The organism is Mesonia aestuariivivens (assembly GCF_019311235.1).
In the GTDB taxonomy this organism is placed as follows: Bacteria; Bacteroidota; Bacteroidia; order Flavobacteriales; family Flavobacteriaceae; genus Mesonia; species Mesonia aestuariivivens.
In genome coordinates, this window is the sequence record NZ_JAHWDF010000006.1 from 176,885 (window position 1) to 192,421 (window position 15,537).

15 protein-coding genes and 1 tRNA gene are annotated in these 15,537 nt (G+C 33.7%); 7 read left to right on the forward strand and 9 right to left on the reverse strand.

Annotation, left to right across the window (positions count from 1 at the left end; translation table 11 throughout):
* Positions 1-77: 77 nt before the first annotated feature.
* From KW502_RS07700 to KW502_RS07710, 3 genes are all read right to left on the reverse strand, one after another.
* Positions 78-1,070, reverse strand: coding sequence for an acyl-ACP desaturase (locus KW502_RS07700; protein WP_219039968.1), 993 nt, complete (start codon positions 1,068-1,070; stop codon positions 78-80).
* 12 nt (positions 1,071-1,082) lie between these two features.
* Positions 1,083-1,820, reverse strand: a complete 738-nt coding sequence (locus KW502_RS07705) for a lysophospholipid acyltransferase family protein (RefSeq protein WP_219039969.1) — start codon at positions 1,818-1,820, stop codon at positions 1,083-1,085.
* Between the two features lie 163 nt (positions 1,821-1,983).
* Positions 1,984-2,394, reverse strand: coding sequence for a BrxA/BrxB family bacilliredoxin (locus KW502_RS07710; RefSeq protein ID WP_219039970.1), 411 nt, complete (start codon positions 2,392-2,394; stop codon positions 1,984-1,986).
* A gap of 219 nt (positions 2,395-2,613) precedes the next feature.
* Between KW502_RS07710 and KW502_RS07715 the strand changes: the two genes are divergently transcribed.
* Positions 2,614-3,372 (forward strand): TerB family tellurite resistance protein, encoded by a 759-nt coding sequence (locus tag KW502_RS07715; RefSeq protein ID WP_219039971.1) that lies wholly within the window; start codon positions 2,614-2,616, stop codon positions 3,370-3,372.
* 74 nt (positions 3,373-3,446) lie between these two features.
* Here KW502_RS07715 and KW502_RS07720 read toward each other — a convergent pair whose 3' ends face one another.
* Both KW502_RS07720 and KW502_RS07725 read right to left on the reverse strand, forming a co-directional pair.
* The gene (locus KW502_RS07720; RefSeq protein ID WP_219039972.1) at positions 3,447-3,917 is read right to left on the reverse strand and encodes a thioredoxin fold domain-containing protein; all 471 of its coding nucleotides are present in this window, start codon (positions 3,915-3,917) and stop codon (positions 3,447-3,449) included.
* Between the two features lie 85 nt (positions 3,918-4,002).
* Positions 4,003-6,363, reverse strand: coding sequence for a TonB-dependent receptor (locus KW502_RS07725; RefSeq protein ID WP_219039973.1), 2,361 nt, complete (start codon positions 6,361-6,363; stop codon positions 4,003-4,005).
* Positions 6,364-6,456: 93 nt separating this feature from the next.
* Here KW502_RS07725 and KW502_RS07730 point away from each other — a divergent pair, with 93 nt between their 5' ends.
* The 4 genes from KW502_RS07730 to KW502_RS07745 are packed head-to-tail and all read left to right on the forward strand — an operon-like array spanning position 6,457 to position 10,307.
* Positions 6,457-7,116 (forward strand): metal-dependent transcriptional regulator, encoded by a 660-nt coding sequence (locus KW502_RS07730; protein WP_219039974.1) that lies wholly within the window; start codon positions 6,457-6,459, stop codon positions 7,114-7,116.
* A complete protein-coding gene (locus KW502_RS07735; protein WP_219039975.1) occupies positions 7,113-9,008 on the forward strand; it encodes an Nramp family divalent metal transporter in 1,896 nt (631 codons plus the stop codon). Before KW502_RS07730 ends, KW502_RS07735 begins: the two co-directional genes overlap by 4 nt.
* A gap of 15 nt (positions 9,009-9,023) precedes the next feature.
* Positions 9,024-9,845, forward strand: a complete 822-nt coding sequence (locus KW502_RS07740) for a ZIP family metal transporter (RefSeq protein ID WP_219039976.1) — start codon at positions 9,024-9,026, stop codon at positions 9,843-9,845.
* A gap of 18 nt (positions 9,846-9,863) precedes the next feature.
* Positions 9,864-10,307, forward strand: coding sequence for a hypothetical protein (locus KW502_RS07745; protein ID WP_219039977.1), 444 nt, complete (start codon positions 9,864-9,866; stop codon positions 10,305-10,307).
* Here KW502_RS07745 and KW502_RS07750 read toward each other — a convergent pair whose 3' ends face one another.
* From KW502_RS07750 to KW502_RS07765, 4 genes are all read right to left on the reverse strand, one after another.
* Entirely contained in the window at positions 10,308-10,445 is a 138-nt protein-coding gene (locus KW502_RS07750) for a FeoB-associated Cys-rich membrane protein (protein WP_219039978.1), read from the reverse strand. It lies immediately after the preceding gene.
* Positions 10,446-10,451: 6 nt separating this feature from the next.
* Positions 10,452-12,551 carry a ferrous iron transport protein B gene (gene feoB, locus KW502_RS07755; RefSeq protein WP_219039979.1) on the reverse strand — a complete coding sequence of 700 codons (2,100 nt, stop codon included), beginning with the start codon at positions 12,549-12,551 and terminating at the stop codon, positions 10,452-10,454.
* Entirely contained in the window at positions 12,551-12,781 is a 231-nt protein-coding gene (locus tag KW502_RS07760) for a FeoA family protein (RefSeq protein ID WP_219039980.1), read from the reverse strand. The genes feoB and KW502_RS07760 overlap by 1 nt, the downstream gene beginning before the upstream one ends.
* A 79-nt stretch (positions 12,782-12,860) precedes the next feature.
* Complete coding sequence (locus KW502_RS07765) at positions 12,861-13,538, reverse strand: SCO family protein (protein WP_219039981.1); 678 nt, start codon at positions 13,536-13,538, stop codon at positions 12,861-12,863.
* Positions 13,539-13,708: 170 nt separating this feature from the next.
* Between KW502_RS07765 and rseP the strand changes: the two genes are divergently transcribed.
* Positions 13,709-15,052, forward strand: a complete 1,344-nt coding sequence (rseP, locus tag KW502_RS07770) for an RIP metalloprotease RseP (protein ID WP_219039982.1) — start codon at positions 13,709-13,711, stop codon at positions 15,050-15,052.
* Between the two features lie 96 nt (positions 15,053-15,148).
* Positions 15,149-15,222 (forward strand) — tRNA-Asn (locus KW502_RS07775).
* The last annotated feature ends 315 nt before the right edge of the window (positions 15,223-15,537 follow it).

Here is a 15,537-nt window from a genome sequence, read left to right on the forward strand (position 1 = left end):
TATATTGGCATAAACATAAAAAGTGCTGCTTAATAATTATTAAACAGCACTTTTTATTTGTAGAGTTAAGGTAGCAATTACTTTACCATTGCTGGGTTTACCCATTTAAAATGAGTAATTTTTTCTGAAATTTTTATACGCTGATTGATGCGTTCCATTCTAGCAGGAAGGTTAACTACAAAATCACGTGCCTTTTCAGCTTCATCGGTAAGTCCGGTAATTTTCTCAATATCCCAACGTACGATTAGTTTTTTCATGATATCGATATAATCATGACCAGTGTAAACTCCAATACGTTGTGCTGCATTAGAAAACTCATCGAAAGCATCACCAATGCTATCTCCAGATTCTCTCAAGAACATAGCTGGCATGACAATCTTATTCTTCATCATATCTCTAAAAGCAATCATCATCTGGCTTGGGTCAATCTGGAAGATCTCTTTTACAAAAGTACTGTAGGCATTATAATGCCTCATCTCATCACCAGAAATGATTTTACACATTTTTGCTAACGATTTGTTACCATGTTCACGAGCTAATTTAGCAACGCGGTTGTGAGAAACGTAGGTTGCTAATTCCTGAAAACTAGTATAAACGAAGTTTTTATAAGGATCACGATCTGTACCAATATCAAAACCATCATTAATTAAATGCTGGGTTGTACGCTCTACTTCAATCATATTTACACGTCCAGAAAGGTAAAGGTACTTGTTAAGCACATCACCGTGTCTGTTTTCTTCTCCTGTCCAATAACGTACCCAACGAGACCAAGCAGTTCCGCCGTCGTGTTGGTTTACTCCCTCAACATCCATTAACCAAGATTCATACGTAGGTAGGGCTTCTTCAGTAATGGTATCACCTACTAAAACTACCCAAAAATCGTAAGGTAATTCTTTAGCTAATTCTCTAATTTCTGTTACTTCATCGTAGAATGTATCTTTTTGAGAATTAGGTAAAAAGTCTGTGGGTTGCCAAATTTTTTCAACAGGAATTAAAAACTCATCAATAAACCCATCAACCTTAGGTTCTAATTGCTGCATTACTTCCAGTCTAACATTTTTTTCAGGCATAATATTATAGTTTTATTGATTTTTTATATCTTTTATAATTTCTTGTTCTACTTTTTCTATTAAAGTATCTGTATCAAATTGATCTACTAAAATAGGTTCTTGTACGGTAAGTTTTACGTGTATTCCTAAATTTAGAGGAAAAGAACCAAACTTAACTATTTTCCAAGAGTTATTTATGGTAATAGGTACAATAACTGCTTTTGGACAATACCTAAATAACATTTTTAATCCGTTAGGTGAAAATTTTCTTGGCATTCCTGTTTTGCTTCGAGTGCCTTCTGGAAAAATTACTGCTGAACGATTAGTTTCATTCAAATACTGTGCAAAGTTTTTAATTGCGGGTAAAGATTGTCTAGGATTTTTTCTATCAATTAAAATTGACCCTCCTTTTCTTAAGTTGTAAGATATGCTTGGGATACCTTTACCTAGTTCTTTTTTACTTATAAATTTAGGATGAATTTTACGTAAATACCAGATAATTGGAGGAATATCATACGGACTTTGGTGATTAGCCACAATAATATGTGGTACTCCTTCTGGAAGATGGTGTTTGTTTTCAAATGTAATTCTTGTACCTAGAATATTTAAACATCTTAGTAAGCATAAATTTAAATAATCTACACTTTTTTTATGAGCTTGATAACCAAACACATTATAACAAACCCACTGAATTGGGTGAAAAATTACAAGTGATAACCCAAAGAAAAAGTAATAAATAGCAGTTATAGGGTACGAAAAAAATTTCTTCATTTAAACGTAATTAAAACACAAAAATACTTTAAAATGGGATTATGCACGCACATTTGATTCAAAACAAATATGCATGCATAATAAATTGAATCTTAACTTAGAAATTTAGATATAAAAAAAGCCACTAAAATTTTAGTGGCTTTTAAATGTTTATAAAGCTTTCTTAGCAATATTCATTATAAGCATCTCTAAGGTTTTCTGCAATCATTTCTGCAGGTCTTCCTTCAATATGATGCCGCTCTAGCATATGTACTAATTCTCCATTTTTAAATAATGCCATAGAAGGTGAGCTTGGAGGGAAAGGTACCATCATCGCTCTCGCTTTATCTGTAGCTTCTTTATCTACACCCGCAAAAACAGTGACCAAATGATCTGGTTTTTTACTATTATCTAAAGACATTCTTGCGCCGGGACGAGCATTTGCTGCCGCACAACCACAAACAGAATTTACTAACACTAATGTAGTACCTTCTTTTTTCATTGCGTTATCTACGGCTTCAACATTTTGTAATTCTTCAAAACCAACCGTGGTAAGTTCTTCACGCATAGGTTTTACTAAATCTGCTGGATACATATGTTTATTTTTTTTCTATATTAATTTTAAAGTTTACAAAGATATTAAATTAGTAATGGCTTTAATCACTTCATAAGTGCTAGTTTATCATTACGTCATTTAAAAATCTATCTATAAAGTCGAAATCTTTATATTAACATTACAATAAAAGTATAAATCTCTATAAACCCTAATAACCTAAGCTAAGCTTTTTATATTTGCAGCTCAATCTTTGCAATTATGATTAAATGGGTGCTTGCGGTATTAGGTTTTGTTTATATGAGACTACCTGGTGCAGTAATGGGTTTTATATTAGGTACTTTATTAGAGTTATTTCTTAAAAAAGGAGGAAGCGCTCATAAAAGTGTTTCCGAAATGTTTGGGCAAGAACGAGAAGTCTCTATGGGAGATTTTGAGTTAAATTTACTGACTCTCTCTACTATTGTGGTAAAAGCAGACGGAAAAGTAAGTCAAAAAGAGTTAGATTATGTAAGAAGTTACTTTGTAAGTGCCTATGGTAAAGAAAGAGCAAACTCAACCTTTAGGGCTTATAACGAAGTAGTAAAAAATAGACAAATTGATGCGGGAAGAATTTGTGCTTATTTACACATGCGTACAACTTACGAGGTTAGGCTTCAAATTTTACATTTCTTATTTGGTATAGCACATGCAGATGGCGATATCTCTAAAGGAGAATTACAACAACTAGCTAAAATAGCGGGACATTTACGCCTAGGTCAACGCGATTTTGAAAGTATAAAAGCCATGTTTAATGTCTCGGGGAGAGCACCTGGAGACACTTCTTATGCTTACAAAATTTTAGAGATCGATAAAAATGTGTCTAATGCAGAGGTAAAAAAAGCTTATCGTACCATGGTTAAAAAATACCACCCCGATAAACTGCAGCATATGGATGAGGTACATCAAAAAGGCGCGCGAGAAAAATTTAATAACGTGCAAGAAGCCTACGAGCAAATTCAGAAAGAAAGAGGTTTTTAGGGCGTTCCCTTCGGGCGGGCTTTACGTTACAATCTTTGGCTTCTAGCGTCGCCAAAGGATTTTCACTTCAATCCCTAACGCGAAATCTTGATAAGCTGCAACATTTTTTCAGTAGTTAAGTAGGTAAATTTTCTGTTAATTACCTTAAAATCGTTATTAAGTAAAATAATGGCAGGAAGTGTAAAAGCTTGGTTTTTACGACTGGCTAGCAATTTTGCCAGTTGATGGGTGGGGTTTCGATGAGTTTCGACTTCCTCATTAATAAAAGTGTTTCTTTCAAAAATAATAGTGTCGGTTGTTTCTGCATTCATTTTTAAGGCATAAAAATTTTCCGATAATGTTTTTATGACTTCTTGATTTTGAAAAGCGTGCCGATCCATCTTCTTGCAAAACACACACCAATCGGCATAAAAGTATATGAAAACTGGTTTAGTTTCTTGGTGTAATTTTTCTTGCAGCTGTTTAAAATTAAGCCAATCAATTTCGGCTTGAGCAAAATTACTTCCGCAGTAAAATAAAAGCGATAATAGAAAAAGATATTTCATGATAAAAGTTTAAAAACTGGCATCTTCTTGAGTAAGATGTCGTGGATAAACAAAAGTTTTAGATCAACAAAAATTATTGGGTCGTCTATAAATTATTCAGGTTGCCAAATTTAATTCCGAAGAAAAAAGTTCTAGGTTGTGATGGTCCGTAAACATAATCAGAGTCACGAGTAGGACCAGTATCAAAATCATTTTGGTAACTGTTAAAGGCATTTTTAATGCCAGCAAAAATATTTACTTGTAAGTTTTCGTTTAAATCGATATGATGATTTAATTTCAAATTAATATCGTAAAAAGGATTGCTTTCATTTAATTGTAAAAAGCCATTATCACTTATTACTCGAGGGATTGTCATTTTACCAGTATAAGTTCCGGTTATGTCGATACTCGATTCTTTTAAAATACTGATATTGGTATTTAGGTAGCCATAAACATTTGGGTTTCTTACAAAATCTTCAATTACAATATTTGTTTCGGCAGCATTGGTTCCTTCAGCTTCAAAAAGTATTTGATCTTTTCTGTATTTAGATTGCTGTATTGTTCCTCCCATCTGGTAGGTGAATTTTGATGAAGGTGAAATACCTACTTCAAAATTAGCTCCAGCAACATAGGCGCCACTACCATTTCGTACTTCTTCTAAAATAGATCTATTAGGTAAGCTTGCGCCTGTACTTACTGTAGTGAATGGATTTTCTAAGCTCGTATAAAAACCTTCTATCAAAAAATTGGTTTGTAATTTTTTAAAATTATTCGAGTAGTTTAAAGAAGCTGTAAAAGCGTTTGAGTATTCTGTTTCTAAATCTTTAGAAAGAATAACAAATTGGGGTTCACCGCCAACAGAAGAAACATGTAAATCTTCATTAAATGCCTGTGGCGCTCGAAAGCCTCTCGCATAACCTCCTCGTAAACGCCAATTTTCAGCAAAATTATAGAGCATAGTTAGCCGCGGACTCAAAACGGCTTGATCTATTTTTGAGTTTCTATTTATATTTTGAATGGTGTAATAACCTTTTACATTTACATAATCTAATCTAGTCCCTATTAGAGCAGAAAATGCTTCGGTAGGTTTCCATTCATATTGCGCAAAAATACCTATAGAATTCACTTTTTGATTTATAGATCTGTTATACCCCACGATGACATCTTCAGTATTATTTAAATTGTACTCGACTCCCGTTGTTAAAATGTCATTATTTTTAAAATAATGTGTAAACTGCCCACCAAATAATAAAGCCAAATCGTCTGTATTTCCATAAGCATTAGCTGCGACTATAGAGTCTTGCGTCGTTCGGCCTCCACCTAAACCACCATAAAAACTTTTTCTGTCGGTATGTTGTCCAGAACTGTAAATAGAAAAATTATTGGTTTTGTCTTCGTTGCTAATTTCATAAGTGAGCCCGCCCATAATAGTGTTATGGTCCAATTCTTCTGTAATATCAGTTAAGTGTGGAGCTAAATTTAATCGATCACCGCCTCGTCGGTATTCTTCAATAGCAGTAACATCTAAGGTAATTTTGCTATTTTCATTAGGTTTATAGAAAGATTTAGCACCTAAACTCGTATTGGTAAATTTTGTAAGTTCAGAAAAATCATCTCCATTGGCATCATAACTATCACGGTCTCGTTTCATTCCGTAAACGGTAATTCCGTTAGTTAAATCTTCACTAACTACGCTTGCATTTACAGTTAAGGTTCTGTCTGGTATGTTACCGGTAATAAGTCCAAAATTAGAAGATACTTCCCAAGAGTTTAGAACGGGTTCTTTGGTGATGATATTGATGGTTCCGGCAATAGCGTTAGATCCATACAGAGCAGAGCCACCGCTTCGTACAACTTCAATACGATCTAAAATAGAAGTAGGTATTTGCTCGAGTCCATATACACTATTAAGTGCGCTAAATACAGATCTACTATTTATAAGAACTTGTGTGTAACTTCCGTCTAAACCATTGAGCCGCACTTGAGTGAAACCACAATTTTGGCAATTTGTTTCTACCCGAACTCCTGGTTGGTAATTTAAACTTTCGGCAACAGCAATAGATTGGGTAGCATTAAAAAGTTTAGGACTTAATACATTTACGACGACCGGAGTTTTTTTTACATTCACCCGATTTCGCGTTGCGCTAATCACTACATCGTCTAAGCCTAACATGTCTTCCTGTAATTCGACGGTAAGAGGAGTCGTGTTGTAATCTTTAGTTGAAATTTTTTTCTTTTCGGTTTTAAAGCCAACGGCTTGGATTACTAATGTGTATTCACCAGATTCAATTTCTAATAAAAAATTCCCGTTAAGATCTGCAGCTGTGCCTTGCATTGTTCCTTCAATGCTAATATTAGCGAAAGCTATTGGTTTCCCTTCAGAAATCACCTTTCCTTTTATGGGTATTAATTCTTGCGAGAACCCTAAAGCTGAACCTATAAATACCATCAGTTGAAGTAATTTCATCTAAAGTTAGTTTTATTTAATTTAATTTTTAGGTAAATCTAAAAATTTGTTTTTAATAAAAAAAATGTATTTTTGTGTTCATAAAAAAATTGAATGACACTTTCTGAAGAAAATTATCTAAAAGCGGTTTATAACCTTCAAAAACACTATAAAAAAGGTGTTCCTACTAATGCAATAGCAGAAGAGATGGCTACTAAGGCTTCATCTGTAAGTGATATGATAAAACGTTTAGCAGAAAAAAAGTTGCTTTTCTATAAAAAATATCAAGGCGCAAAACTTTCTGAAAGCGGAGAAGCACACGCCATTAAAGTGATTAGAAAACATAGGCTTTGGGAGACTTTTCTGGTAGAGAAACTTAATTTTTCTTGGGATGAGGTTCATGATATTGCAGAGCAATTAGAACATATAGAATCAGAAAAACTTATTAAAGAATTAGATAAATTATTAGGTTATCCTAAAGTAGATCCGCATGGAGACCCTATACCTGATGAACAAGGAAATGTTATTGCTGTAGAAAAAAGACTTTTATCTGAATTTAATAAAGGAGAACAAGGAATTTGCGTAGGAGTTAATGATTCATCTTCATCATTTTTACAATATTTAGATAAACATCAAATTTCTTTAGGGAAAATAATTGTTGTGAAAGATAAAGAAGAGTTTGACGGCTCTATGCAACTACAAGTTAGTGAAAAGCAATTTTCTATTTCTCAATTAGCGGCGAATAATATTTACTTGAAAAGCCTGAAAGAATGAATAATGAAGGCCAAGAACATAAATCTTTAGATGAAGTTCATGAATCAGTAAAGACTTCAGTCAAAAAGAAAGGCTGGCGAAAGATTTTAGCATTTTTAGGCCCCGCATATTTAATTAGTGTGGGCTATATGGATCCTGGAAATTGGGCAACAGATTTAGCTGGCGGAAGTCAATTTGGTTATTCTTTACTTTGGGTCTTGCTTATGTCTAATCTTATGGCTCTTTTATTACAGAGTTTAAGTACAAGATTGGGTATTGTAAGAAAAGTAGATTTGGCACAAGCTTCTCGAGAAGAATACCCAAAATTTGTGAATTATATCTTATACCTATTTGCTGAAATTGCAATAGCAGCTTGTGATTTGGCCGAGGTTATTGGAATGGCTATAGGTTTACAACTGTTATTTGATTTGCCATTAATTTGGGGAGTTTGCATCACAGTGTTTGATAGCTTTTTATTACTTTTTCTGCTGAATAAAGGAATGCGGAAAATGGAGGCTTTTATCGTAAGTCTTATAGCTATTATTGGGGTTTCTTTTTTAATAGAAATGTTTTTTGCAAAACCAATACTTTCTGAAGTAGTTTCAGGATTTGTCCCTTCAATACCAGACGGACGCGCATTGTACATCGCTATTGGTATTATTGGGGCAACCGTCATGCCTCATAATTTATACTTACACTCTTCATTGGTACAAACCCGAAAAATAAAATCTGGCAAAAAAAGCATAAAGCAAGCCATTAGATTTAACCTTATAGATTCTACCATAGCTCTTAATTTGGCATTTTTTGTGAATGCAGCTATATTAATTTTGGCGGCAGCGGTATTTTATAAAAATGGTAGATTTGACGTGGCAGAAATTCAAGATGCACATAAATTATTAGAGCCTTTTTTAGGTTCTAGCTGGGCACCAATTTTATTTGCATTAGCTTTAATTGCAGCTGGACAAAGCTCTACCTTAACAGGAACGCTAGCCGGACAAATTGTGATGGAAGGTTATTTAAATTTAAGAATTCAACCTTGGGTTAGAAGGTTAATTACAAGGTTACTTGCCATTATACCTGCACTATTTACAATTTTATATTTTGGCGAACGAGCTACAGGAGAATTATTAGTTTTAAGTCAAGTAGTACTTAGCTTACAATTAGGTTTTGCTATTATTCCGCTTATTCATTTTGTAAGTGATAAAAAGAAAATGAAAGGCTTTCATATTAAGTGGCCTATAAAAATTATTTCTTGGGTAATTAGTATTGTTATAATTGTTTTGAACGCAAAACTAGTTTTTGATGAATTAAAATCGTGGATGATTGCTGTCGAAAATCCAATTTATATTTGGATATTTATCGTGCCTGTAGTTGTAGGCTGTTTGGTATTGCTAATTTTTATAAGCATTTGGCCAACCCTTAAAAAGCGAAAAATTCAGCAAATTAAAAATCACGCTCCTCACCAACTTCCTGCGAAAATAGGAACTCTCAATGAGGCTGTGATTTATAAAAATATAGCAATAGCAGTAGATTTTTCAACTGCAGATAAAAAAAGTATAGAAGCCGCAATACAACTTGGTGGCAAGTCTGCAACGTATACGCTTATACATAGTGTAGAAACCCCTGGAGCATTTATTCACGGCAAGCATGTAGATGATTATGAAGCTGCCAGCGATAAAGCTTCTTTAGAGAATTACCAAAAAGAATTACAGGTTAAAGGTTATTTGGTTACTATAGAATTAGGTTTTGGGACAGCAAAAAAAAGTATTCCGAAAATCATTAATTCAGCAGAAGAAAAATTTGATATATTGATACTTGGAAGCCACGGTCATCAATTTATAAAAGATATTATTTTAGGAACCACCGTAGATAGCGTTCGACATAAAGTCTCTATACCGGTATTTATTGTTTAAAACATTAGCATTAAGATGAAAGAAATTACTGATTTTTTTGAAAATATAGATCCTGTTCTTGCAGCATTATATGCAACGCTTTTTACTTGGGGTTTGACTGCCTTAGGCGCATCACTAGTTTTTTTCTTTAAAAAAATGAATCGTAAATTATTTGACGGTATGTTGGGGTTTACAGGTGGTGTTATGGTTGCTGCAAGTTTTTGGAGTTTATTGGCACCAGGTATAGAAATGAGTCCTGGTGAGGGGTTTGAAAAAACTATCCCTGCTGTAGTAGGCTTTGGTTTAGGGGCACTTTTTATATTCTCTTTAGATAAGGTTTTGCCACATTTGCATGTTAATTTTCAAATGAGTGAAAAAGAAGGCGTAAAGACTCCTTGGCATAAATCGGTGTTGCTAACTTTAGCGATAACTTTACATAATATACCAGAGGGTTTGGCAATAGGAGTTCTATTTGGTGGAGTAGCTGCTGGGTTTGAAGGAGCAAGTATCGGTGGAGCCGTAGCTTTAGCGATAGGGATAGGAATTCAAAATTTCCCTGAAGGATTTGCAGTAGCAATGCCTTTACGCGGTCAAGGATTAAGTCGTTGGAAGAGTTTTAATTTTGGGCAACTTTCTGCTATTGTAGAGCCTGTTGCTGCAGTGATTGGCGCTTATGCTGTCATGACCTTTCAGCCTATTTTGCCTTATGCTTTATGTTTTGCTGCAGGAGCGATGATATTTGTTGTAGTAGAAGAGGTGGTGCCAGAATCTCAGCAAGATAAATATACAGATATTTCTACGCTTGGTTTTGTAGGAGGTTTTATGGTGATGATGATTTTAGATGTTGGTTTAGCTTAAAATTATTATTTTTGAATCATGAAAATAAATATACTTCTCATTACATCGATCTTGTTTTTTGGTTTTGTGAAAGCTCAGGCTCAAAATACAGAGGCTACACCAAATAACGACATAGAAGCTCCAGTAATAGTTATAAAGCTTTATGAAGGCAAATCTTACCAAGGCGATGGTTATTGCCTTACATTTAAAAAAATGATAGCTGATTCTAGGTGTCCAAAAGATGTTACTTGTGTTTGGGCAGGAGAGGCTAAAGCGTTGCTTACTCTAGAAAAAAATAATAAACTTGTTGAAGAAAAAGAAGTAATTATAAACAATCCTATACAACGTGGTGATTTATTTATGTTGGGAGAACAATCTTTTTTTTTATATGGGTTAATGCCATACCCTACATCTAAGGTTATAAAAGAAGATGTAGAATATTACTTGCGTTTTAAAGTTTCAGATGCTACTTCAGCAGAATAATTAGCTACAACCACAACCTGATTTGCCGCAAGCGCTTCCGTTTTCGGTAGTTTTTTTAGAATTTTTCCAGAAGAATTTTTTTACGATAAATCCTACAGCGATAAAAAAAGTGATAAAAACTAAAATTTCCTGTATCATTTTTTTCTATTTTAAAATTTGAAATGCTGCAAATGCTGCTATATAAGCTATACCAGACATTAATACTAATTGCAATGCTGGCCATTTCCAAGAATTGGTTTCTCGCTTTACAATGGCAAGTGTACTCATACATTGCATCGCAAAAGCATAAAAGAGCAGTAAGCTAATTCCGCTGGCAAAATTAAATAACGGACCACCTAAGATGGGATTCGTTTCTGCTGCCATACGGTCTTTAATGGTTTTTTCTTCGTCGCTACCTACACTATAAATTGTGGCTAATGTGCCTACAAAAACTTCTCTTGCGGCAAAAGAACTTACAATAGCAATGCCTATTTTCCAATCGTAACCTAAAGGTCTAACTATAGGCTCAATCCCTTTACCCATCATGCCAATGTAGCTGTTTTCTAACTTGATAGAAGCAACATGATTATGAAATTCTTCAGGAGTTAAGCTTTCTCCATATTGTTCAGAAACAATTTTTTCTGCATTATCAAATTTTTCCGTAGGGCCATAACTGGCTAATACCCATAAAATAATAGAAATTGCTAAAATGATTTTTCCAGCTCCAAAAACAAATGATTTTGTTTTTTCTACTACATTAATAGCTACATTTTTAAATAAAGGAAGTTTGTAATCTGGCATTTCTATTACAAAATAAGTCTTGCTTTTAATTTTTAAGATCTTGTTTAATATCCAAGCTGAAAAAACAGACATTCCAAAACCAAGCATGTATAGGAGCATTAAGGTGATTCCCTGTAAATTAAAAATACCTAAAAAGCGTTCATCTGGTATGACTAGTGCGATAATAATTAAATAAACAGGCAATCTTGCAGAACAAGTGGTGAACGGAACTACTAAAATAGTGATTAAACGTTCTTTCCAATCTTCAATATTTCTTGTTGCCATCACCGCAGGTATTGCGCATGCTGTACCTGAAACTAATGGTACTACACTTTTACCGCTTAGCCCAAAGCGTCTCATAATGCGATCCATAAGAAAAACAACTCTACTCATGTAACCGCTTTCTTCTAACAAAGAGATAAAGAGGAATAAAAATGCAATTTGCGGAATAAAAATAACAATACCTCCCAGCCCAGGTATAATTCCTTCAGAAATTAAACTGGTAAACATGCCCGATGGTAATATTTCTTTAGACCATTCGCCTAAAAATGCAAAGGTAGAATCTATAAGATCCATAGGGTAACTAGACCAATCGTAAATGGCTTGGAATATTAAAAGTAATATACCGAAAAAAATAAAATACCCCCAAACTTGATGCGTTAAGACGCGATCTAGTTTCGAACGCAAATCTGTTGCCGCAGAAATATCTTTGGTGAATGTTTCTTTAAGAATGCCGTTAATAAACTGATAACGAACAATGGTTTCTTTTTGCTGAAGTCTTTTGAGGTCTGTTTTTTCTTTAGTTTTAAAACCTGATGTTTTATCGAGATTATTTCTATTAAGACTGCCAAAATTTACATCATGTGTAATTACTAGCCAAAGTTTATAAAGCGACTGATTAGGAAAGGCTTTTCTTAGGCTATCAAAATAATCAGGCGCAATGGTAGATGCATTTACACAAGGTTCTGTAGAGATTTGACGATGGTTAATGATAAGTTCTTTTAACTCTTCAATCCCTGTTTTTTTACGAGCACTTACCAAAGCAATTTTGGTTTTTAAGCGTTCTTCCATTCTTGCGATGTCTAAAGAGATTCCCTTTCTGTCCATTCTGTCGGCCATGTTAATAGCTAAAATGGTAGGAATTCCTAAATCTTTGATCTGAGTAAAAAGGAGTAAATTTCTTTTTAAATTCTCAACATCACTCACTACGACAGCTACATCTGGATAATCTTTATCATTTTTATTCAGCAGTAACTCAATAACGATATTTTCATCTAGCGAAGATGCGTTTAAACTGTAAGTCCCCGGTAAATCTAAGATGTGCGCTTTGAGCCCTCTTGGGAGTTTACAAATTCCTTCTTTTTTTTCTACAGTGATTCCAGGATAATTCCCTACCTGCTGGTTAAGGCCAGTTAGATGGTTGAAAACCGAAGTTTTTCCGGTATTAGGGTTTCCTATAAGGGCAACATTTATTTGTTTTGGCATTACTCTACAACTTCAATTTCAATCAACAGTGCCGTTTCTTTTCTAATGGCTAAATGGCTTCCATTTATATTTAAATACATTGGGTCTCTAAAAGGCGCAGTTTGTACCAATTCTACTTCATTACCAGGTAAACATCCCATTTCTAATAGTTTAAGGGGAATGTCGTCGTGAGAGAATTGTTTAATAATTCCCTTTTGGCCCTTTTTTAATGATGCGATAGTTTGACTCACGTTTATTTAGATTGAATTTAAACAATACAAAAGTACAGGAAAAAATATTCTTAGAAAAACTTATTAGAATGATCTCTGATTAGTGTTTTTCCTCGAGTGTTTTCAATAGTTTTACATCTTTTATCAATTGGTTAATCGCATCGGGATTTGTGCCGTCATAAAAGCCTCTTACTCTTTTTTCTTTATCGACTAACGCAAAATTCTCGGTATGTACCATGTCGTATTTTCCACCATTTCCTTGCGATTTAGCGACGAGATAAGATTTTCTAGCGAGATCGTAAATTTGTTTTTTGTCTCCAGTAACTAAATTCCACTTGCTATCAATCACACCTTTTTTCTTTGCATAGCGCTTGAGTTGTGCTACGCTATCAATTTCCGGAGTTACAGAATGTGATAGTAAAAGAATTTCAGGATCATCTTTAAATTCTTTCTGAATCTTTACCATATGATCTGTCATAATAGGGCAAATGCCTTGACAAGTAGTAAAAAAGAAGTCTGCAATGTAAATTTTATCGTTGTAATTATTTTGGGTAATCGTATCTCCGTTTTGATTTACTAATTTAAAATCTGCTACTTTATGATATTTTCTAACGTACTGAACCGTGGTGTCTACTAACTCTTTACTTACCATGTCAGGCTGGTAAACAGGTAAAGTAGGGGTGGGTTTTAGTAATTGATAGATAATAGAGATAATAATTGCTGAAAGTACAAAGAGTACAATGGCAAAAAATTTATACTTAGCAAAAAACTTCAGCATAGCTTCTGTAACTTTTTTTACAAAATTACAACCTATTATGCAGATGAAAATTGATTTTGGTCAATTATTTGTTCCGCAATTGACTATTGGAAGTCACATTTTTTTTCTAAGCAGATTTAAAAGGTTACTTTTGTGCGATTTTTTACACTATAAATATTGAAATCAAGACTATGAGTCCATTTTTTATAAAAGCGCTTCAGCTAATTTTAAGTTTATCTATTTTAATTGTTCTACATGAGATGGGGCACTTTATACCAGCTAAACTATTTAAAACTCGAGTAGAAAAATTCTTCTTATTTTTTGACGTTAAATTCGCTTTATTTAAAAAGAAAATTGGCGGAACAGAATATGGTTTAGGTTGGTTGCCGTTAGGAGGTTATGTGAAAATCTCTGGAATGATTGATGAAAGTATGGACAAGGAGCAAATGGCTAAACCACCTCAACCTTGGGAATTTAGATCTAAGCCAGCCTGGCAACGATTAATTATTATGATTGGTGGTGTTACCGTGAATGTTATTTTAGGTTTTCTTATCTATATGATGGTGCTTTTCGTTTGGGGAAGCCCAGAATTAAGCAATGATGATGTGAAAGGAGGCTTATCTGTTTCTGAAAATGTAGAGGAATATGGATTTAGAGATGGAGATTTAATTACTAAAATCGATGATGAAGAGTTAGACAATATTCTTTCTATGAATGGAGGTTTACGAATTAATCGTGATTTGATGTTGCGTGACGTTCAAACGGTAGAGGTACTTCATCAAGATGGAAGTAAAGAAACCATTAAAGTTCCAGAAAATATTTCTAGTAAATTATTTAAAGCTGGAGATATGAGTCCGTTTGCATTTGAAGCAGATCCTATATTAAATGGAGTTGTTGAAAAAAGTAATGCAGCAAAAGCAGGATTAAAAAAAGGAGACAGAATTTTAGCCTTTAATGGAGATGCGATTGACAGCTGGCAAGATTTTGATCAATTAAAAAAAGAAAACTTAGACAAAGAGTTTATTCTAACCGTGGAAACTGAAAACAAAGAGCGCAAAGAAGTTGTAATTTCAGTAGATTCTACAGGTATGGTTGGTGCCAGTGTAAATCCTTATAACAGAATTAAATTTAATGAGCGTGAATATTCTTTAGCTGAAAGTTTAACGAAAGGTGTCGATTATGGTTATTGGACGCTTCACGATTATGTAGCGCAATTTAAATTTGTGTTTACCAAAGAAGGAGCGACCCAAGTAGGTGGTTTTGGTGCGATTGGTAATATGTTTGCGCCTATTTGGGATTGGTATAATTTCTGGATGAAAACTGCTTTATTATCGATTATTTTAGCTTTTATGAATATTCTGCCGATACCGGCTTTAGATGGCGGTCACGTAATGTTTTTACTTTATGAATTAATTACTGGTAGAAAACCAAATGATAAATTTATGGAGTATGCACAGATGATTGGATTTTTCATTCTTATTGCTTTAGTACTGTTTGCTAATGGTAATGATCTTTATAGATATCTGTTTGAATAAAAAAATAGAAAAAAAATAAAAAAATGTTTTGTGAAATGTAAAAAGTGATTATATTTGCATCCGCTAAGCATTAATAAAGCAAGGCAAGACATAAACTCCTCTTTAGCTCAGTTGGTTAGAGCATCTGACTGTTAATCAGAGGGTCCTTGGTTCGAGCCCAAGAAGAGGAGCAAAATTTAAACCAGTCTATATTTAGACTGGTTTTTTTGTATACTTATTTTACTTTAATTATTAGATTCTCTAGTTTAAAACGGATCAAGTCTAAAATCTGGGTTTTTACGATTTTAAGAATATAATTTAATCAATCGATATAAGAAGTATTCGGTATTCCTCACTCCTCTAAATTGTGATCTAAAAGGGATCAAGTCTAAAATCTGGGTTTTTACGATTTTAAGAATATAATTTAATCAATCGATATAAGAAGTATTCGGTATTCCTCACTCCTCTAAATTGTGATCTAAAAGCCTTTACTTTGGCATTAAAGG

What these genes read in the sequence shown, in the direction of transcription:
- KW502_RS07700 (WP_219039968.1), bottom strand. Translation starts at nt 1,070, where the DNA reads ATGCCTGAAAAAAATGTTAGACTGGAAGTAATGCAGCAATTAGAACCT.
- KW502_RS07705 (WP_219039969.1), bottom strand. Translation starts at nt 1,820, where the DNA reads ATGAAGAAATTTTTTTCGTACCCTATAACTGCTATTTATTACTTTTTC.
- KW502_RS07710 (WP_219039970.1), bottom strand. Translation starts at nt 2,394, where the DNA reads ATGTATCCAGCAGATTTAGTAAAACCTATGCGTGAAGAACTTACCACG.
- KW502_RS07715 (WP_219039971.1), top strand. Translation starts at nt 2,614, where the DNA reads ATGATTAAATGGGTGCTTGCGGTATTAGGTTTTGTTTATATGAGACTA.
- KW502_RS07720 (WP_219039972.1), bottom strand. Translation starts at nt 3,917, where the DNA reads ATGAAATATCTTTTTCTATTATCGCTTTTATTTTACTGCGGAAGTAAT.
- KW502_RS07725 (WP_219039973.1), bottom strand. Translation starts at nt 6,363, where the DNA reads ATGAAATTACTTCAACTGATGGTATTTATAGGTTCAGCTTTAGGGTTC.
- KW502_RS07730 (WP_219039974.1), top strand. Translation starts at nt 6,457, where the DNA reads ATGACACTTTCTGAAGAAAATTATCTAAAAGCGGTTTATAACCTTCAA.
- KW502_RS07735 (WP_219039975.1), top strand. Translation starts at nt 7,113, where the DNA reads ATGAATAATGAAGGCCAAGAACATAAATCTTTAGATGAAGTTCATGAA.
- KW502_RS07740 (WP_219039976.1), top strand. Translation starts at nt 9,024, where the DNA reads ATGAAAGAAATTACTGATTTTTTTGAAAATATAGATCCTGTTCTTGCA.
- KW502_RS07745 (WP_219039977.1), top strand. Translation starts at nt 9,864, where the DNA reads ATGAAAATAAATATACTTCTCATTACATCGATCTTGTTTTTTGGTTTT.
- KW502_RS07750 (WP_219039978.1), bottom strand. Translation starts at nt 10,445, where the DNA reads ATGATACAGGAAATTTTAGTTTTTATCACTTTTTTTATCGCTGTAGGA.
- feoB (WP_219039979.1), bottom strand. Translation starts at nt 12,551, where the DNA reads ATGCCAAAACAAATAAATGTTGCCCTTATAGGAAACCCTAATACCGGA.
- KW502_RS07765 (WP_219039981.1), bottom strand. Translation starts at nt 13,538, where the DNA reads ATGCTGAAGTTTTTTGCTAAGTATAAATTTTTTGCCATTGTACTCTTT.
- rseP (WP_219039982.1), top strand. Translation starts at nt 13,709, where the DNA reads ATGAGTCCATTTTTTATAAAAGCGCTTCAGCTAATTTTAAGTTTATCT.